This is a genomic window from Kitasatospora saccharophila (genome assembly GCF_039529925.1).
GTDB lineage: Bacteria > Actinomycetota > Actinomycetes > Streptomycetales > Streptomycetaceae > Kitasatospora > Kitasatospora saccharophila.
Window position 1 is genome coordinate 1 of record NZ_BAAANS010000016.1, and the last position, 16,606, is coordinate 16,606.

16 protein-coding genes are annotated in these 16,606 nt (G+C 70.9%); 5 read left to right on the forward strand and 11 right to left on the reverse strand.

Annotated elements, in window-relative coordinates; translation table 11 throughout:
* Positions 1 to 510: 510 nt before the first annotated feature.
* Together ABD345_RS13850 and ABD345_RS13855 are read right to left on the reverse strand one after the other, a co-directional pair.
* A complete protein-coding gene (locus ABD345_RS13850) occupies positions 511 to 762 on the reverse strand; it encodes a hypothetical protein (protein WP_344552319.1) in 252 nt (83 codons plus the stop codon).
* Between the two features lie 167 nt (positions 763 to 929).
* Positions 930 to 1,853, reverse strand: a complete 924-nt coding sequence (locus ABD345_RS13855; protein WP_344552320.1) for a replication-relaxation family protein — start codon at positions 1,851 to 1,853, stop codon at positions 930 to 932.
* A 412-nt stretch (positions 1,854 to 2,265) separates the two neighbouring features.
* On the opposite strand from ABD345_RS13855, the gene ABD345_RS13860 reads away from it, so the two are divergent.
* Complete coding sequence (locus tag ABD345_RS13860; protein WP_344552321.1) at positions 2,266 to 2,391, forward strand: hypothetical protein; 126 nt, start codon at positions 2,266 to 2,268, stop codon at positions 2,389 to 2,391.
* Positions 2,392 to 2,787: a hypothetical protein gene (locus ABD345_RS13865; RefSeq protein WP_344552322.1), complete on the forward strand. Its 396-nt coding sequence runs from the start codon at positions 2,392 to 2,394 to the stop codon at positions 2,785 to 2,787.
* A gap of 159 nt (positions 2,788 to 2,946) precedes the next feature.
* On the opposite strand, the gene ABD345_RS13870 is transcribed toward ABD345_RS13865, so the two are convergent.
* Both ABD345_RS13870 and ABD345_RS13875 read right to left on the reverse strand, forming a co-directional pair.
* The gene (locus tag ABD345_RS13870) at positions 2,947 to 3,918 is read right to left on the reverse strand and encodes a hypothetical protein (RefSeq protein WP_344552324.1); all 972 of its coding nucleotides are present in this window, start codon (positions 3,916 to 3,918) and stop codon (positions 2,947 to 2,949) included.
* On the reverse strand, positions 3,905 to 4,207 hold the full coding sequence (locus tag ABD345_RS13875; RefSeq protein ID WP_344552326.1) for a hypothetical protein: 303 nt from the start codon (positions 4,205 to 4,207) through the stop codon (positions 3,905 to 3,907). The genes ABD345_RS13870 and ABD345_RS13875 overlap by 14 nt, the downstream gene beginning before the upstream one ends.
* 898 nt (positions 4,208 to 5,105) lie before the next feature.
* Here ABD345_RS13875 and ABD345_RS13880 point away from each other — a divergent pair.
* Positions 5,106 to 5,384: a hypothetical protein gene (locus ABD345_RS13880; protein ID WP_344552327.1), complete on the forward strand. Its 279-nt coding sequence runs from the start codon at positions 5,106 to 5,108 to the stop codon at positions 5,382 to 5,384.
* A gap of 18 nt (positions 5,385 to 5,402) precedes the next feature.
* Here the strand turns inward: ABD345_RS13880 and ABD345_RS13885 are convergent, their stop codons facing one another.
* The 3 genes from ABD345_RS13885 to ABD345_RS13895 all read right to left on the reverse strand — a co-directional run bounded on the left by ABD345_RS13885 (position 5,403) and on the right by ABD345_RS13895 (position 8,118).
* Positions 5,403 to 5,861 carry a hypothetical protein gene (locus ABD345_RS13885; RefSeq protein ID WP_344552328.1) on the reverse strand — a complete coding sequence of 153 codons (459 nt, stop codon included), beginning with the start codon at positions 5,859 to 5,861 and terminating at the stop codon, positions 5,403 to 5,405.
* Positions 5,862 to 6,187: 326 nt separating this feature from the next.
* Positions 6,188 to 6,880, reverse strand: a complete 693-nt coding sequence (locus ABD345_RS13890) for a response regulator (RefSeq protein WP_344552330.1) — start codon at positions 6,878 to 6,880, stop codon at positions 6,188 to 6,190.
* The gene (locus ABD345_RS13895; protein WP_344552331.1) at positions 6,877 to 8,118 is read right to left on the reverse strand and encodes a sensor histidine kinase; all 1,242 of its coding nucleotides are present in this window, start codon (positions 8,116 to 8,118) and stop codon (positions 6,877 to 6,879) included. The genes ABD345_RS13890 and ABD345_RS13895 overlap by 4 nt, the downstream gene beginning before the upstream one ends.
* Positions 8,119 to 8,319: 201 nt before the next feature.
* Here ABD345_RS13895 and ABD345_RS13900 point away from each other — a divergent pair, with 201 nt between their 5' ends.
* Entirely contained in the window at positions 8,320 to 9,213 is an 894-nt protein-coding gene (locus ABD345_RS13900) for an ABC transporter ATP-binding protein (protein ID WP_344552332.1), read from the forward strand.
* Entirely contained in the window at positions 9,210 to 10,205 is a 996-nt protein-coding gene (locus tag ABD345_RS13905) for a hypothetical protein (protein WP_344552333.1), read from the forward strand. Before ABD345_RS13900 ends, ABD345_RS13905 begins: the two co-directional genes overlap by 4 nt.
* Before the next feature lie 129 nt (positions 10,206 to 10,334).
* Here the strand turns inward: ABD345_RS13905 and ABD345_RS13910 are convergent, their stop codons facing one another.
* The 4 genes from ABD345_RS13910 to ABD345_RS13925 are packed head-to-tail and all read right to left on the reverse strand — an operon-like array spanning position 10,335 to position 16,554.
* Complete coding sequence (locus ABD345_RS13910; RefSeq protein WP_344552334.1) at positions 10,335 to 12,248, reverse strand: TniQ family protein; 1,914 nt, start codon at positions 12,246 to 12,248, stop codon at positions 10,335 to 10,337.
* A 3-nt stretch (positions 12,249 to 12,251) separates the two neighbouring features.
* Positions 12,252 to 13,535 carry a TniB family NTP-binding protein gene (locus tag ABD345_RS13915; protein ID WP_344552336.1) on the reverse strand — a complete coding sequence of 428 codons (1,284 nt, stop codon included), beginning with the start codon at positions 13,533 to 13,535 and terminating at the stop codon, positions 12,252 to 12,254.
* Positions 13,532 to 15,778 (reverse strand): transposase, encoded by a 2,247-nt coding sequence (locus ABD345_RS13920; protein ID WP_344552337.1) that lies wholly within the window; start codon positions 15,776 to 15,778, stop codon positions 13,532 to 13,534. Before ABD345_RS13920 ends, ABD345_RS13915 begins: the two co-directional genes overlap by 4 nt.
* Positions 15,778 to 16,554 (reverse strand): TnsA-like heteromeric transposase endonuclease subunit, encoded by a 777-nt coding sequence (locus ABD345_RS13925; RefSeq protein ID WP_344552338.1) that lies wholly within the window; start codon positions 16,552 to 16,554, stop codon positions 15,778 to 15,780. The genes ABD345_RS13920 and ABD345_RS13925 overlap by 1 nt, the downstream gene beginning before the upstream one ends.
* Positions 16,555 to 16,606 lie beyond the last annotated feature (52 nt).

The window sequence follows — 16,606 nt, forward strand, 5'->3', positions numbered from 1 at the left end:
GCGGGGGCCCCCCTTCGGGCGCCCTAGCCCCGCTCCGCGTGTCCTGCGCCCGGCTTCGCTCGGGCGCGGCCGAGCGCTTCGCGCACGGCCGGGGCGCGCCTCCGCTTCGCTCCGGCGGCCCGGGTGGCTGAGGCTCCATCATGAGTTTGATCTGGTCTTATGGCTGACGGAGGAGCGGCCTACGGCCGGGCTGGGGAGTGGGGGTGTTGGGGTGGGTGAATCAGGGCCCGGACCGGCCGGGCCGGGCCTCCGGGTGATGGCGGCTGAGAGTGAGGAAAAGGTGGGGGTGTATCAGGACGGGCCCGTCCGGGAACCCTGCCGGAACCCCGGCCTCTGCTTCACTTTCTACTGTCAGCCAATCTCGCCTCACCACCCCTCCCCTCCCAGCCCGAGCCCATCCCGCAGGACCCTCGAAAACCCACCACCAGATACCGCCGATATCCCACCACCGCCCCTGCATCAAAAACCAGCGCCAAACAATCCCGTCTGAGGTGGTGTTCTCTCTGGAATTCAGCTGAAAAAGCGGCGCCGCTTCTTCGGCACGGGCTCCGGGTCCGGCTTCGGCTCGCGGGCCCGGAGCCGGGCTTCCCGGGTTTCGTCGGCGCCCTGGAGGGCGAGGGCGGCCTGGGCTTCGCGGGCCCGGTCGGACTCGGCGCGGCAGGGTTCGCACTCTTCCTCGCCGTCCCAGCTCCCTTGCAGCTCGGTGTCGTAGCTCGAATCGTCAGGGCGCCGGCCGCAGGTCGGGCAGTGGCGGCGCTGCATGTCCAGCTCGCGTTCCTGGGCCTCCTTGGCCGCCCGCGCCTTGCGGTCAGCCTCCAGGCGGGCGTCCTGGCGCTCGCTGTGCGCCTCCCAGCCGTCCGGGTCGGCCAGAGCGTCGGTGGGGGTCTCCAGGCGGCCGTGGTGGCCGTAGCGCTGCCAGGCCGGGCCGGTCAGCCCGAACTGGCGCAGGTGCTCCAGGGTGGTGGCGATGACGGGGATCTTGCCGCTGTAGTCCCAGTAGTAGGGCTCGTCGTGGTCGCTGCCCCGCCTCCAGCGGGGCTTCCAGAAGGGCTGGGAGGCGTCCTGGACGGCCTCCAGGCGGTTCTGCAGGGCAACCCCGGACCGAGGCGCCCGCCGAAGACGATGGCGACCGGCGGGAAGACCGCGTTCGGGTCCTGCCCGTACATCCGCCGGGGCCGGTGGTTGTACATCAGGTGCCAGTACGGGCGCATCTCCTCGCCGCGCTTGGCGGTGCGCTCGAAGAACCGCTTGTAGCGCTCGAACTTCGCGGCCACCGTCTCCGCCGTCATGGTGCCCCGGTCGACCTCGACCAGGAGCACCGGCAGGCCGGGCTGCGGGGCGCGCAGCCCGGCGTCGGTGATGGCGCGCATCTTCGGGCCGACCTCGTGGACGGTCTCCGTCGACCAGTCCGCGATGCTGCCGACGCCGCCTCCGCCGAGCGGGCTGGAGCCCCCTTGCAGCACGGCCAGGATCCTCTCGTTGACCATCATGCTGTGGGGTGCGCCGGATCGGCTGGCGCCGCGGGCGATGCCGCCGAGGTCGCGGCCGGTCGGCAGCACCTCCTGGGCGGCCTCCAGGCCGTGGCCGGTCAGACGCCACAGCTTCTCGCGGTCGGCGGTGTGCCCGTCGGAGGCGGTCAGGGCGTGCAGGTGGAGGTCGAGGAGCGCGGCCCGGATCGCCTTGTTCGACTTGAGGTCGGGGCGGACGATCCGCTGGAGCTGGTCGGCGGTGGCCACCTTCAGCACGCCGAGCGCGGCGAGGACGTCGCCGCGCAGCTTGCTGGTCGACTTGTTCGGGTAGTCCGCCGACCCGGCCCACGCCTTCGCGCCGGCCACCGCCTGGTCCTCGCCCACGCCCCGCCCCTTCCCGTCCGTCCGCTGCCCGCTCGGTCTCCTCGCCGCGCGCAGCGCCCCGGCCCCGCCGGGAGGCCGCCCGGCCGGTGGAGGGAGAGCCCAGCGGCTCGGGAGCGGCCGTCGAACCCTTCCGACCGACCCCACCCACCAACCCACACACTCAACAGCACAGGAAGGACAGGGGGAGGAAAAGAAGGGTTGTCGGGATTTCCGATGAGCCCTTGCCAGGCGCTCTGAACTGGTCTTTTGCCCGCTGAGGGGCGGAACCTTGCGGTAGGGGGAACGGCACGGGGACCGGTAGGGGGCGCGGAAGCACTCCGCCAAGGTTGTCCTTCAACCTCGGCGGCCGGTGAGTTTGGCGGCCACCGCCGGGCGGCCGTGCCCTTCCCGGGGGTGTGGCCGTTGGTCGGGCATGACGGACACGATCTACTTCCCGCCCGGGCACGACGCCGAGGACCTGGGGCAGCGGACGCGGGAGCACGTGGTGAACAACGTGCTGGCCGAAGCCGGGAAGGCGAGTCGGCGGGCCGCCGAGTAGGTGGGGGAGCTGGCGCAGCGGCAGGCGGACTGGCGGCACCGGATCGTGCTGAAGCGGGCCGCGGCCGCCATAGGGAGGGCATCGGGCCGGGAGGTCGTGCCGGGCAGGCACGGGGAGCTGGCCGAGGAGTTGGCGCACGACCTGGCGGCCGACGTCATCACCGGCAGCACCTGCGCCCCCGGGCTGCCCGAGCTGACGGTCAGGGAGCGGGCCGCGCTGGTCGCCGTGTGCGCGCTGGCAGCGGTGATGCCCGCCGCGGTGCTGGGCGACGTGAAGTACAAGATCCCGCCGCTGGCGTCCGCGATGGACGCCGCCCACGCCGCCGGACGCGCGGCCGGTCCGGGAACGGGCGCGGCGTGGCCCGCCGAAGGCCCCGGGCCGTGCGGCCGGGGATGAGCGAGATGGCGTCAGCCCCGGGCGCAGCGGCGGGGTGGTCTCGGTCGCGCTGAAGAAGGAGAGCGCCGGGTCGGCGCCCACCGGGTTGTTGGTGGGGACCGACCCGGCACTCAGGGGCGATGCGGTGGTGTTGGTGGGTCTCGCCAGGTTCGTGGTCGGCTACTTGGCGAGGAGCCAGACCAGTAGGGCGGTGAGGCCCAGGAGGGCCATGGTGACCCTCTGGGCCCAGACCCAGAAGGCGGGGGTGCGGATCAGCCGGTGCAGCAAGGGGTAGAGAAGGTTGTCCTCGGGCTGGACCTTGACCGCCGACTGCTGCTCCGCCTTCGGCTGCTGCTCCGACTCCGCAGCCTCATCGAGCTCCTCCATCAGGCCGGTGGGGATTCGCATCTTGAACCTCCCCTCCTCGAAGACGTCGGAGACAAGCCCGTTCGTGTAGTCCGGCCCGAGCCGGACCGTGTGCAGGTGTTCGGCGGCGTACAGCAGGACCTGGCACTCCGCAGGGGTGGCTCCCATCGCACGGAGCACCTCCTGCAGGATCGCGGGGCGAGGAATCCGTTCTCCTGTGAGCATGGCGGGGATCAGTGCCATGGGGACGCCTGACGAGGCGGCGATGTGGCCCATCGACATTTTTCTTCCCACGTCAGCGGGGTTGCGGTGTCGCAGCCAGTACATCGCCCGGCTCCAGTCACCGCGGGTGGTGATCATGCCGAACCCCGGCAGGCGGAACATCGTGGCCTGTGCTGCCGGCGAGGTGCGGGGCCTCACCAGCTCCGCCGAGTCGCGGGGCCGCATCGTTCCCTGAGAGGTGACGGTGATCGTCTCGATGCGAGTGGGGGCGGGAGCCGGGATGCTGGCGAGGTCCTGCTTGGCCTGCGTCCAGCGGCGCTCCCACTCGTCGAGCACCTCGGGTCCTACCTGGAGCGATTCCAGGTAGGCGAGGGTGAGGGACAGCGAGGGGAACTTCTTGCCGGAGGCGGCCTGGGAGAGCGCGGTGGAGGAGTAGTTCGCCCGCTTCCCCATGGACCGGTAGTCGGGGTTGCCGGCCTGGGCGCGGGCCTCACGCAGGCCTGCGGCGATCTCCCGGATCGGCTCGGGGGCGTTGGGATCGATGGGGTTTTCAGGCCGCGGCACCGGTGGTGCCCTCCTCGGCAGCCGGGGCGTCGGGCCGGATGTCCGGCTCGGCGGACGGGATGGCCTCGGCCGGGGCGGTGGGCAGCGCGAGCACGGTCGGCGCCGGGGGCAGCTCGGCCGGCGCGGTCTCGGTCGGCTCCGCGCGCACGGACGGCACGTAAACCGGGGGTCGGGAGTCCTGGGGCCCGTCGTTGTCGTCCGGGCGGTCGTTGCCCTGCAGGGCGCGGACCAGCTGGATGGCGAGCGGGACGAGGATCGGCACGGCGTAGACGGCGGAGACCACCGGCATGCCGAGCTTGACGAGGAGCCAGATCAGTCCGCCGAAGGCCGCCAGGGCCAGGAGGCAGAGGATGACCAGGCGGGTGATGCCGGCCCCCGGCCGGGATCGAAGGGGTGACGCGCCACTGGCGCACGTCCTCTCCTGGGCCCCGAAGGGCCCTGGTCCACGCCTTCCCCCGCATGTGGGTAGGGGAAGGTGCGGGCAGGCCCGTTTAGGGCCTGCCCGCGGCTGATAGTCCGAGCGATCCCTCAGCTGCAACCGAGGGCGAGCATCGCCATCCGATTCAAGCGCACCGGGAGCTGGCACTCAAAGCCTTACGCCGTGCCCCTCTCCGGGGCCTGCGGAAAACGAATAAGTTGAGGATCGAATTCCGTTTGCTAATGCTTCTAAATCGGGTCATAAAGGGCACAAAAAGGCGCTCCGGAAGGCGGTGAACAACTCATCAACCGCCTTCGACAGGTCTCATCAACCGGACATCATCACAGGTCAGTGTGTTCCGGTTGATTCCACTTCCCACCGGTGAATGCGGGTACTGCGGAACAAGGTGATCAACCTGATGATCAACGCAGCGGAGCGCTGTACTAATCAGGCCGACCTCACCGGGAACGGGGAGACCGGCATGGTTCACGCGTTAGTCCGAGCGAACGGAACTTCATCTGGGGAAACGCTGCAACGTGACCCCGCATCCGATAAGAGCGCAAGCCCGTCGGAACCAGTTGCCGGGTTGATCACCATCAACCCGGCGCGCAAGAGGGCCCCGCACCCACCGTGCGGGGCCCTCTGCCGTCCCCGGCCCCGCCGGCGCCAGACCACTCCCGCGAGCAGCCTCTCCGGGGTTTCCGGCTGGACGCCCACCGCCGGATTCGGGTGGGCGTGACCCGGGCGGGGCTGGGCGGGTTGGGAAGGCATGACGCGTCCTTCTCCCGCTTCCCGGCGACCCGGTCTGGGCGCCGGGCTGACCGCGCTGCTGCCTGCCGCCGCTCCCGCCGCATCCGCCGGCCACCGCGCCGCCGAGCAGCTGATGCTGCTGCGCGAGGCGGCGGTGCCGGTGCCGGCGCTCACCGCGGCGGTGGAGCTGCTCGGGCTGCTGGCCGACAGCCAGGACGCGGTGACCCGCGAAGCGGCGGCCCAGGTGGCGGTCCGGCTGCGTACGGCCGTCGAGGCCATGGCCGTCCCGGGCTGGTGAGGTGCGGCGGCCCGAAACTCACCGGCGCAGGTCAGGTGCGGGTCGGGCGAGGGCCGGGTTCTGGCGCAGGGCCAGGGAGATGCTCCGGGCGGCGTGGCGGGCGCTGAGGTGCCGGATGGGGTGGTCCTGGGCGTCGACCAGGCAGGTGGGCGGGTCGCCGAGGCCGACGAGGGCGATCCAGCCCTGGTCGGGGCGGTCCTCGGTCCAGCCGACGAGCTGTTCGTCGCGGGCGATCAGGTACAGGCCGCCTTGGGCGGGCCAACCGCGGATCTCCCAGCCGGGGCCGATCTTCGGCAGCGGGATCGAGGTGGTGGTGGGGCCGAGGCCGCGCCGGCCGAGCGGGCCAGGCTGCGCGGCGGGCGCGGCCGGCGCGGCGGCCCCTGAATCTCCGTGAGGAGGTATCGGGGCCGGATCCCCACCGGATCGAATACCTCCGCGAGGAGGAGTGAGGTCGGCTCCGCCGAACGGGGCGGACACCGGGCCGGGAGCGGGCTTCGGCCGATTGTGACTTCAACTGGTAGTTTGCGACTCCGCGTTCTGCAACCTGGGGTTGCGGCTTGTAGTTTGCGAGCCGTTGCAGGCGTTACTTTGCGAAGGGGCGTCCAGCCTCGGTGACGGGCGGTGACGGATCAAGCTGTTGGCAGGTTGCAAATACGGGGCAAGTAGTAGCGGGGGCAGCCAATACGGTTGAGATCGATCATGCCGCAGGCCGACCGCCAGCTACGGACATTGCTGCACGGGCAGCGTGGACGCACGCCGAGGGGCCGTAGCGCTGTCCGACCATGCGAGAGCGGGCTACGGGCTCAGTCAGCTCTGGTGCGACGTGTCTCAGTGGCGGATGCCGGGCGGACCAGGCCGGCGTCGTAGGCGGCGATGACGAGTTGGGCCCGGTCGCGGGCGCCGAGTTTCATGAGCAGGCGTCCGACGTGGGTCTTGGCGGTGGACAGGCTGACGTGCAGGTGGGTGGCGATCTCGGTGTTCGACAGGCCGAGGCCGACCAGGGTCAGAACCTCCCGCTCCCGATCGGTTGTCTCCACCAGCGCGGCGGAGGGCCGACTGGAGGCTTCGGGGAGGCGGGTGAACTCCTCAATGAGGCGGCGGGTGACGCCCGGGGCGAGCAGAGCGTCGCCCGCCGCGATGACACGGATTGCGGCCAGCAGGTCGGCCGGCCGGGTGTCCTTCAGCAGGAAGCCGCTCGCGCCTGCGTGGAGGGCTGCGAAGACGTACTCGTCGATGTCGAAGGTCGTCAGGATCAGCACTCTGACACCCGAGGTCGCCGGGTCTGCAGTGATCCGCCGGGTCGCCTCGATGCCGTTGAGGCCCGGCATCCTGATGTCCATCAGGACGACGTCGGGCCTCTCCCGCCTGGCGAGGTCGACAGTCTCCTCACCCGATTCGGCCTCGCCGACGGCGGTCAGGTCGGGTGCGGTGTCCACGAGGAGACGGAAGCTGCCACGGACAAGCGCCTGGTCGTCGGCGACCAGTACGCGGATCACAGCGAGACCCCGGTCGTGGTGGACGGGAATCGGGCGGTGACCTGGAAGCCGCCTCCTGGCCTCGGCCCGGCCCTGAACGCGCCGCCGTACATGCCGACCCGCTCACGCATGCCGACAATGCCGTGGCCGGCCACCAGCCGGCCGATGCCCTTCCCGGCATCCCATCCGTCACCGACGCCGTCGTCCGTGATCTCCACCGTCACCGCATCAGGGTGGTACATGACGGCCACCTGGCACCGCTCCACTGCCGCGTGCTTGATCACATTGGTGATCGCCTCCTGAACGACCCGGAAGGCGGCCAGCTCCAGGCCGGCAGACAGCTCCGGCCGCTCGCCGCAGACCTCCAGATCCACCCGAACGCCCGCCTCCGCAGTCCGCTCCACCAGGGCGCCCAGATCCGCCAGCCCCGGTGCGGGAGCCGTCCCGGCACCGCCTTGGCTCGGCTGCCCGCTGTTCTCCTCGCCCCTGAGAATCCCGAGCATCGCCCGCATCTCCCGCAGTGCCCCGCGACTGGTCTCCTCGATGGACGACAGCGCGCGCCGCGCTTCGTCCGGACGCTCGGCGGCGACATGGTTCGCGACGCCCGCCTGCACCGCGATCACACTCATCGTGTGCGCCACCACGTCGTGCAACTCCCTCGCTATCCGCAGGCGTTCCTCACCGGCCGCGCGGCGGGCCTCGCCCAGTTGCTCCTGCGCGCGCTGCTCCGCCTGCGCGTGCAAGCTGTCGGTGTAGAGCCTCTGCTGCTGCACCGCGTAGCCGATCGTCCACGCCACCGTGACGAGCAGCGCGCTCTCGACGAGCAGCGCGGCGCTGTGCCGAGTGGGCGGACCGTACGGCAATTGCAGGAACCCGGTGAGCCCTGCGGTCGGCACCATCACCAGCAAGGTGGCGGTGAGCACCCGGAGCGCCTCGCGTCGTCGTGACCGTTGAGGGATCACGTACATCGCGAAGGCGACCGCCACCAGCGGCACCGGCCCCCCGCGTACGAACGTGGCGACCGTTCCGATGGTCACAACCCCCACGAGCGCGGCAAACGGCCAGCGCCGGCGGAAGGCTACCGCTAGCAGCGAGAGCACGGCGATGAGAAGGTCAGCGCGCTTCGGCCCGTCCGCGTGGTCCGTCCCCTGCCAGAGCAGGGTGGATCCGGCCATCACCAGCACCGCGGCAGCACAGTCGATCACAGCCCAGTGCGTCGTGCTCAGGCGCTTGAGCAGAGGCGGTTGAAGCGATTCCATGATCGCAATGTAGCTGCCGGGTCAGGGGCCCCGCGTCGGTCTGTGGGCTGATGCGACGAGGTGTACCTGAGGCCAGTCGGCCGTGTCGAGGTCTGTCCTTGGGCCCGACGCCGTCCCCTCCACTCGCCCGGCACGGTGGAAGCCGTCGCCGCAGCACGTCGTGGCGAATCGCCCACGGCTACCCGCGATCCGAGGAGGAGCATGACCGCCGTTATCGAGGCCAACGGGTTGGGCAAGCGGTACAAGGGCCGATGGGCCCTGGCAGAGTGCACGCTGTCGATCCCGGCAGGACGGGTGGTGGGACTGGTCGGCCCCAACGGGGCCGGCAAGTCCACACTGCTGAACCTGGCCTGCGGCCAACTGAAGCCCACCACCGGAACCATCCGTGTCCTCGGCCACGAGCCTGGGGACGGCCCCGGACAGCTGGCCAGGGTCGGATTCGTTGCCCAGGACACCCCGGTGTACGCCGGTTTGTCGGTAGCCGACCATCTGCGCTTCGGCGCTCGGATGAACCCCGCCTGGGACCACGAGGCCGCGCAGCGTCGGATCGAACGGCTCGGCCTCGATCCTCAACAGAAGGCTGGCAGGCTGTCCGGCGGCCAGCGCGCGCAACTGGCACTGGCCCTCGCGGCCGCGAAGCAGCCAGACCTGCTGCTGCTGGACGAGCCGGTGGCCGCCCTCGACCCGCTGGCCCGGCGCTCGTTCCTGCATGGCCTGACGGAGTTCGCCGCAGAGCGGGAGGGAAGGACCATCGTCCTGTCCTCTCACGTGATCGCCGACCTCGAACGGGTCTGCGACTACCTGCTTCTGATCTCCGGAGCCCGGGTGCGGTTGGCCGGGCCTTGCGAGGACCTGATCGCCGAGCACTACCGCATCGTCGGTCCACGCCGTGCAGCGTCCGCGCTCTCCCCACACCTGTCGGTCGTGCAGGAGGACCACACCGACCACCAGAGCGCATTCCTCGTCAGGGCCACCGGGCCACTGCCGGAGGGGAACTGGCAGGCCGAGCGCCCCGACCTCGAAGACCTGGTCCTCGCGTACCTGGCCCGTGACCGGCAGACGCACAACTCGCAGGACCGGGAGGACCTCCGATGACCTGGATGACCTGGCGCCAGTTCCGAACCCAGGCGACTGTCGGCGCGCTCGCTCTCGCCGCAGCCGCGATCTACCTCCTGGTGCTCGGCCTGAACATCCGCGGCGACTACGACCGCAGCCTGGCGAAGTGCATCGCCACGGGCTGTGCACCCGGCCTGGTCTCGGGCTTCACGGACAAGTACTCCACCGTCATCATGCTCACGGACCTGGCCCTGATGACCATCCCCGGCCTGCTCGGCGTCTTCTGGGGAGCGCCATTGATCAGCGGGGAACTCGCAGCCGGAACCCACCGGCTGGCCTGGCACCAGAGCGTCACCCGAACCCGCTGGCTGACGGTGAAGCTGCTGATCGTCGGCCTCGGCGCGGTGACCCTGACCGGACTGCTCGACCTGCTGATGACCTGGGGCGCGAGCCAGTACGACACGGTCAAGGCCGCCAGGTTCTCCGCGCTGGTCTTCGGCGCCCGCGGCATCGTTCCGCTCTCCTACGCGGCCTTCGCCTTCGCACTGGGCGCCGCCGCCGGCCTACTGCTGCGACGACCGATCGCCGCCATGGGCCTGACCCTGGCCGTGTTCGCGACCGTGCAAGTCGTTGTGCCGACCAGCCTTCGGCCGCACTACCTCCCCGCGCGCACCGCGGACATCCGGCTCGACGCGACGACGCTGAGCCACGCCGACGGCATCACCCACAACGGCTCGTCGCTGGTGATCGGCGGAATCTCGCTCCCGGACGCCTGGGTCGTCTCCGCCGGCCACGCACTCGACTCAGCCGGACAACCGCCCAGCGCGGAGAAGGTCAACAGCTGCCTGATGCCGGGCCGGTTCGACGGGACGGTCGCCTGCCTGGCCGGACAGGACCTCCACGTGACCGCCACCTACCAGCCGAACACCCGCTACTGGCCCTTTCAACTGATCGAGACAACGCTCTACGCCGCCATGACCACGGCACTCTCGGGCTTCTGCTTCCTCTGGATCCGACGTCGTACGACCTGATCCGGCTCGGTCTCGGGCCAGACGCGGGTCCGAGACCAAGTTCACGCTCCCCTCGACACACCCGCGGGAGACACGACTCACGCCCACCGAAAGGCGAAGGGGTAGTAGGGGCCGTTGTCCCGCTGCCGCTCAAGATCGAAGTAGATCGGCGGCATGGTCGGCCAGCAGCGGCAGGAGGACGGAGTAGGGCGAGCGGGGCTTGTCTCGTCGAAGCCGGTTGGCGAGATGGATGGCCGGATCGCTTCTGGTGGTGCTGCGGCCCGGTGCGGCGAAGGGCGGGCGGAAGCAGGGAGCGAGGCAGGGCTCGCTGCCTGTGACCTGTGACCAGATGAGTGCGGAGAGGGCCTCGTGCAGTTGGTCTGCTGGGGCTGCCGGCTTTCTCTTGTTGGCCGCGACGAAGCGCTCGACGAGCTCGGCGAACGCGTCGTCGCCGAGGTGCCAGGACTCGTGTTGCCGGCGGCGACGCCGGTAGTCGACGTGGTCGGCCGCGGGGATGGCGGCGAGGTGGTCGGCGAGCCGGTAGAGGCTTTCGCGAAGTTCGTCCGCGCGTTCGTCAGAGTCGGCGGTGACCGGCTGCTGAGCCGGGGCGGTCAGCAAGTTGGTGCCGGGCGGGAAGCCGAGATACTCGGCTGCCTGTTGAGCGTTCATCTCTTCGGCGGCCTGGACGAGCAGGATCGCGGCCGTGCGCCGGAACCTGCGCGAGTGAGGCGGGAACGGGCAGTCCGCATCCGTCCAGAAGATCCGGAACCACTGGTCGGGTAGTTCCTGGGGGATGTTCTCGGGAGCGAAACCATGGCGGTGTTCGATCTCGAGGGCGAGGAGCGAGGGGATGATCTGGCGACGGGACCAGGCTTTGGAGGGGGTGCGCGGGCGGGCGCGCTTGCGCAGGGATTGCTGGACGACTGCGCGGCGGGCGAGTGTAGTGTCCTTGTCCAGGAGCTTCCAGGTGGCTCCCCACCGCTTGTTGTCGCGTTCGGGGCATCGGGGGGCGAGCCGTCCGAGTTCTTGCCCGAGTTCTCCATCGGGAAGGCCCAGCAGCTGGTCGGCGACGGACAGGACCGCGGCGGCGCCGATGGATGAGCGCGGCAGGTAGGTCCAGAAGACGCCATCGTCGCGCGGCGCGCTCTGGGCGACGAAGCCGGGCAGTCGCTTCTCCTGGGCGGCTAGGTGCTCGTCGACGGCGGCTTTCTGGTCGGCGGTGACCATGTCCGCCATCGCGGGCCAGGTCGCGAGGACGACCGCGGTGATCGTCTGGAGGTCGGCGAAGGCCGCGAAGGCGTCCTCCGGCGCGGTCTCCTCGTCAAAGAGGTGGTCGAGACGGGACTGCAGATCCGCGAGGTTCTGCGGCAGGGGCCGCATGGGCGCGTTGGCGGGTTGGTCGAGTCGGTGGCCGCAGATCACGCCGGGCCGTCCGGCCTCGTTGCCGCGGCAGGCGGCCGGGTGGAGGCCTTCAAGCCCGGGGTTTCCGATCAGGAGGAGGGAGCCGGGCCAGCTCCCGTTGAGTGTGAGGCCGGACGGCCGGTGGCAGCCGGGGCACTGGTGTTCCAGAAACACGCGGTGCTTGACGCAGGCGAAGCTGGTGGCCAGTCGCCAGCGGCGGAGCCATGGCCCGCCGTGCCGCTGTTGGATGGCCGAGCCGTCCCCGGCCAGGCAGTGGGGGCAGTAGCGGCTGAACGAGGACAGGATCCAGGGCGGGGCGATCTGGCGGGGCTTGGGCAACTCGCCCGCAGGACGGGGCAGGCTCAGCGCGTGGGCCACCGGCGGGAACCGGCTGGCCAGCGGATGCAGGGTCAGCTGGTCGACGCTCTGCGGGGTGGTCCCGATGATCCGGGCGAGCCGCTCGCGCTTGACCGGGTCGATGAAGAACAGGCGGCCGCTGGGGGCGAGGGTCGCGGTGGCCTGGGCGCCGAGGAGGCCGAGCCGCCAGAGGATGTGTCCCGGGGGCAGGTGGAGGCGGTCGCCGAGGCGGAGTGCGAAGCCGGGCAGCGACTCGTCCGGCAGCGGGACCAAGCACCTGGCCATGCGGTGGTCGGGGACGGCCATGGCTCAGCCTGCCGAGCCGGCCGCCGAGGCGGGGCCGTGGTCGTCGAAGACGGTGTTGCGGCCGCGGCGCCGGCGGGCAGGTGCCCGCGGGGCGGCGGCCGGCGGCTCGGGGTCGACCTCTTCCGGGGTGAGGTGGGGATCGTCGCGGCGGATCACGATCTCGTCCAGCGTGTTTTCGTCCAGCACTTCGCGGCCGCTGTCCATGGCTTCCTGGCAGCCGTCCTCGACGAGCCGGCCCAAGAGCCCGACGACGCCGTTCGTGCGACGCATCAGGTATTCCGGCATCGTGCCCTCGGTCAGCATGCCCGGCTTGGCGTTCAGCAGCCGCAGGTGGACCTCGATGCCGCGTAGGTGCTGCAGGAACGCGTTGATCTGCTCGCTGGTGGTGTAGCGGAAACGGTCCATCTCGACCAGCTCGAAGCGGTGCTCGGTCTGGGTGGGCTCCAGACCGTTGACACGGGTGGAGTCCAGCGAGGGCAGCACCCACTGCTGCTGGCGCGCGTTCCACTTCGCCTCGCGCAGCAGCCCGGTGCCGGGGATGTTCACTCCGGTCAGGATCAAGGTGACGCCCAGACTCATGAACGCGCGGATCAGGTCGAGCACGTCCTGGTCGTCGGCGCGGTGCATCCGCAACCGGTTGATGTCGTCCAGCACCAGTGCGCGGACCCCGTGGTCCCGCAGTGTGTCGGCGACCAGCTGGACCAGGCGGGGCAGCGTCGCCGAGGCGCGCATGTCGGCGCGGAAGAACCGCAGGATCGCCAGGCAGGTGCTCTTCGGGGTGGCGGTGACCGGGGTGGAGACGTAGACGACCGGCGCGTGCAGGTCGGCTGTCCCGGGGACAGCGGCCCGGTTGAGGAAGTCGTGCAGTTGCAGCCAGGAGTCCTCGAACGCCGCGCAGACCGCGCTGACCGTGGCGGTCTTGCCGTAGTGGCCGAAGCCGCTGACCATCACCCCGGCGAGTGTCGGGTCGTCCATCTTGAGTGCGTTGCCGTGCAGCCGCCGCTTGATCAACCGGGTCACCTTCGCCGCCATCGGGGTCTGCTGCAGTGGCAGGTTCACGTTCGTCAGCCGGCGGAACATGTCGTAGTCGAAGCGGCGGTCGGCGGGCAGCACCGACCACTGCTTGGGGGTCAACCGTGGTGGGGGCAGCAACTGGCCGCGGGTGCGGCGGTAGTGCTGCCAGCCCTCGAAGGTGTCGCGGTGCAGCGCGGGCCGCAGCACGAGCTCGGCGAGCCGTTCCCGCGACGGCCACTGGTCCTGCGGATCTCCTGATCCGGATGCCGTCACGTGTTCTCCAGGGGTTCGTCGTCGGCTCGGTCGACCGGGGCGTGGGCGGGAAGGAGGAACAGGTTGCCGCGCAAGGACTCCTCCAGCAGTGGCGGCGGCGTCAGCGTGGTCGGCTCCGCGCTCTCGCGTCGGCGGCGGCGGTCGGCGTCGACCGCCGCCTGGACGGTCCTGGCGTGCTGTTCCCATAGCTGCGGCATCGCTGCGGGCGCCGGGACGGCGTCGGGCTTGGGCCGGTCGGCGGCCGCGGCCTGGGCCCGTGTGTGCTCGCGCGAGCGGGCGGCCCGCTGCTTCTTCCCGGCCTGGCTCGGCCAGGAGGCGACCGGGGTGACCGAGCCCAGCAGCTTCAGCAGGACCGGCAGCAATTCGGCGTCCGAGCGCGGGGCCAGGCCGGCCCGCCGGGCCTCGGCGAGCAGGTCGGCCGCGGTCTTGTCGGAGAACGCGGGGACCTCGCCCTCGGGCGGCAGTCCGGTCCATCGCAGCGTGTGCCAGACCTGGTGGTCGTCCGGGTCCTGGAAGAACACGGTGCGTCGGTCGCGCCGGTCACTGGAGACCGCCCACTTGCCCGAGTGCTGGCCGCCGCGCTCTGATGGCTGCTGGTAGCGGGGCTGGTCGAGGAGCGGAGCGTGATACCAGAGGTCGAGGATCTTGACTCCGCGACGCGGGTGGATCTTGACGTGGTGCCGGCGAAGCAGCCGGTAGTAGAGCTCCGGCTCGGGGATCCGCAGCGAGAAGCCGCCCTGCTGCATCGCCGCCGCGAACAGCGAGTTCGGGCTGTGCCGCTCGCCCGGCCCCCAAGCCGGGGCGTACTCGCCCAACTCCCTGACCTGCCAAACCTGGACGATCCAGGCGGCAATCAGGTGTTCCATCTGGGAGAACGTCAGCACCGCGTCTGCTTCTGGGTCGCTTCCGCGATCCGCGACGTCCGTTCCGGTGAACCCGAGAAGGTGCTCGAACAGCAGCGTCTTGAATGCGGAGAACGCGCGCTCGACGGCGAACTTGTCGGTCGGACGCAGAGCCCGGGCAGGCAGCACGTTGCAGCCCAACTCGCGCTCTGCTGCCACCAGTTCGTGGCTCTTGTAGGGGCCTCCGTGGTCGGTGGTGACCGTCTCCGGGGTGAAGAACGGCAGGGCGGCGACCTCGTGACCGGCGAACTCGGCCACGATCTCGGCGGGGACGCCGGGATAGGGCCAGGCCATCTCCTTGCCCCAGCCCGGACGCATCGGCAGCGGAAGCATCACGTCCCGCAGGAGCATGGCGACGTCGACCGACTGATCCGCCTGCGGGGTGAGCCGGAATGCGGGCGCCGAGTGCGTGAACAGGTCCAGGCCGAGCGTCAGCGTCGCGCCCACCGGCTCCCCGAACACCGACTCGCGCAGCTTGACCGGCAGCGGGGTGGAGTCCAGTGCCAGCACCTGGCCCGGCCGGTGGACCACCACCCGGCTCTGGACGCCCGCCTCCTCGGCCGCCGCGGCCGACCGCAGGTAGCGCTGCCGGCCGCCCTGCGGGCCGAACCACTCCTCCCAGACCGCGGCCAGCGTGCCCCGGCAGGGGACCTTCTCGGTCGGGAAGTCGGGAAACCGCTCCGCGACGTACTGGTGCAACAGGCGGTGCTTCGCGCTCATGCTGATCCGCGAACGGCCCTGGCACTCCTTGTGGACCGCGAACACCGCCTCGCGGATCTCCGCCGTGATGCTGCGGCGCGGACCGCGCCGCCGGGTCCACCGTCCGTCCGCGCAGGCCGTCAGCAGATCCTGCGGCGCAACCGTGGACAGACCCTGGAGCGTGCGCAGTCCCAGCCCGGCAAGTCCCAGCATCGCCGCCTCGCCGGCGGGCAGGGCCTTCAACTCGGCGACCTTCGCCCGCCGCCGCTCGGTCAGCGTCGTCGTCGCGGGATCGTAGGCAGGCCGCGGCTCGCCGGGCCGGGCCAGAGACGCGGTCCCCTCGCGGAACCCGGTCACTGCCTCCCGGACATGCTCGGCCCGCAGCCGAGCCCGCCGCAGCTGGTCTTCCGTCAGGTCCGCCGGACCCGCCGGCTGAACGCCCACCGCCGCGGCCGGTGCGGGCGCGGGCCGTCCCGGCCGGGCATCGCGATGGTTGACCAGCCAGGCGAACGAGCGGACCTCCGTCCGGCCCTCCTCAGTGGCCAGCGTCAGCCGCCCGAACTGCGGCTCGATCCCGGTGACCGTCCACTCGACGCCGTTCAGCACCACCCGCGTGCCCACCGCCAGGTCGAACGACCGCATCACACACCGCCTGCGCGAACAGACCAGACCAGCGAAGTGTCGCCGAGCGGCCGGCCCAGATCGACGCCCAGACGCCGGTGCCAGAGCAGATGCGTCGCGTGCGCGCGGGCGAGGGCCGGCAGCCTGGTCGCCGCCACCAGCTCACCGAACCGCAGCGGCGCCGCCGCCAGCAACTCTCCCTCCAGGCCGAGCCGGTCCGGCAGCGGACGGCGCTGCGACGACAGGTGGTCCAAGCCCGTCAGCACGTGCTCCTGCCAGCCGGCCACCACCGAATAGCCCCAGCCGCAGGCCGCCGCCGCCTCCCGGGCTGCGGCGAACTTCAGCCGGTCCTCCGGCTTGACCAGCCACTCCGGGCGAACGTCGAAGAGCCAGATTCTCCCGTCCGGCATCACCGCCAGGAAGTCCGGAACATGGCGCGACCGCCCTCCCTGGTGCTCGAAGTCCAGCTCGAACGGCTGTGGCAGGACCTCCAAGACGCCGACGAAGTCCAGCGCGAGCAGCAGGCGCTGTTCCTCCAGCGACTCGAAGCCGTGGTGCCGCCCCGTGGAGACCATGAACTGCAGCCCCGGCCGGTGTCCCTGCCGGGACCGCCAAGTGAACCTCCGCACCGGCTGCGACGACAGCACTGGAACCGACGCCATCTCCGCCAACGGCCACGAGACCTCGGCCCTGCCGACCAGCCACGTACCGACCCAGCGACGCAGCCAACCATCGGCCAGCCGAAGACGACCCCGCTCGACGGCATCACCCGCGTACGCCACCAGCAGATCATCCACCCCGCACACATCGGACCCGATCAAGGCCCCAGTCGAAGCACCCACCCGTTCA

Excerpts from the sequence above, each read along its gene's own strand:
- ABD345_RS13850 (WP_344552319.1), bottom strand. The coding sequence starts at position 762 with ATGCAGCGCCGCCACTGCCCGACCTGCGGCCGGCGCCCTGACGATTCG.
- ABD345_RS13860 (WP_344552321.1), top strand. The coding sequence starts at position 2,266 with ATGACGGACACGATCTACTTCCCGCCCGGGCACGACGCCGAGGACCTG.
- ABD345_RS13875 (WP_344552326.1), bottom strand. The coding sequence starts at position 4,207 with ATGCCGGTGGTCTCCGCCGTCTACGCCGTGCCGATCCTCGTCCCGCTC.
- ABD345_RS13880 (WP_344552327.1), top strand. The coding sequence starts at position 5,106 with ATGACGCGTCCTTCTCCCGCTTCCCGGCGACCCGGTCTGGGCGCCGGG.
- ABD345_RS13895 (WP_344552331.1), bottom strand. The coding sequence starts at position 8,118 with ATGGAATCGCTTCAACCGCCTCTGCTCAAGCGCCTGAGCACGACGCAC.
- ABD345_RS13900 (WP_344552332.1), top strand. The coding sequence starts at position 8,320 with ATGACCGCCGTTATCGAGGCCAACGGGTTGGGCAAGCGGTACAAGGGC.
- ABD345_RS13905 (WP_344552333.1), top strand. The coding sequence starts at position 9,210 with ATGACCTGGATGACCTGGCGCCAGTTCCGAACCCAGGCGACTGTCGGC.
- ABD345_RS13910 (WP_344552334.1), bottom strand. The coding sequence starts at position 12,248 with ATGGCCGTCCCCGACCACCGCATGGCCAGGTGCTTGGTCCCGCTGCCG.
- ABD345_RS13920 (WP_344552337.1), bottom strand. The coding sequence starts at position 15,778 with ATGCGGTCGTTCGACCTGGCGGTGGGCACGCGGGTGGTGCTGAACGGC.